Annotated in this window: 1 protein-coding gene; it reads left to right on the top strand. The window is 57.6% G+C overall.

Going from position 1 to position 806, the window contains the following annotated elements; genetic code table 11:
* A partial coding sequence (locus tag AAH450_RS21055) for an Ig-like domain-containing protein (protein WP_342911927.1) occupies positions 1–806 on the top strand: 806 nt, incomplete at both ends.

Below are 806 nucleotides of genomic sequence, written 5' to 3'. Positions count from 1 at the left end.
ACAGCGAGGCGACCTTTACCCTGACGGTGGATACCACACCGCCTGAGCCAGTGATCATTCAGTCACTGCAAGATGACGTTGGCACTGTCCAGTTCACCTCACCGGTGGCTGGCAATGTCACCGACGATCCGGCGCCGACCTTTACCGGTACGGCAGAAGCGGGATCGCAGGTTACGCTTTATGACAATGGCATTCTGCTGGCAACCATTACGGCAGATGCGGAGGGTAACTGGAGCTATACCCCGACCACTAACTTGTTAGAGGGAACACACAGCATTACCGCGACGGCGACGGATGCGGCAGGCAACGTAAGCGAACTCAGCAATAGCTGGAATTTCATTCTGGACATCACGGCGCCTAACGTGGGTATTTCAGGCAACTCTGAAGAGTCACTGAGCGGTGTGACTGAACCTGGCGTTGTGGTTGTTGTAGTGGATAAAAACGGCACGCAGTACAGCACCGTGGCAGATCAGCAGGGTAAATGGGTAATTGCGCCTAACCCTGTGGCCGCGGGAGAGTCTGGAGAGATCTATGCGATCGATCCGGCAGGCAACCAGGGCGAAGCGGTAGCGTTTCAGGGATCGGCTCTGGCCAGTTATAGCTTGCTGAATGAAAGTACCCAGGTGAATACCACCACTGCGGGCGACCAGCTTAACCCGGCGACCACCCGGCTGGCCGACGGCCGCATCGTGGTGGTGTGGCAGGGCACGGGCGTTTCGGGTACCGAGGTCTACATGCAGCTCTATGAGGCCGACGGTATTCACAAAATCGGCACCGAGCAGCAGGTCAACCAGCGCACCGCCAAC

The sequence above is a fragment of the Erwinia magellanica genome (assembly GCF_039023495.1).
GTDB lineage: Bacteria > Pseudomonadota > Gammaproteobacteria > Enterobacterales > Enterobacteriaceae > Erwinia.
The sequence above is the reverse complement of the archived record's forward strand: the minus strand, read 5'-3'. Positions and strand labels throughout refer to the sequence as shown.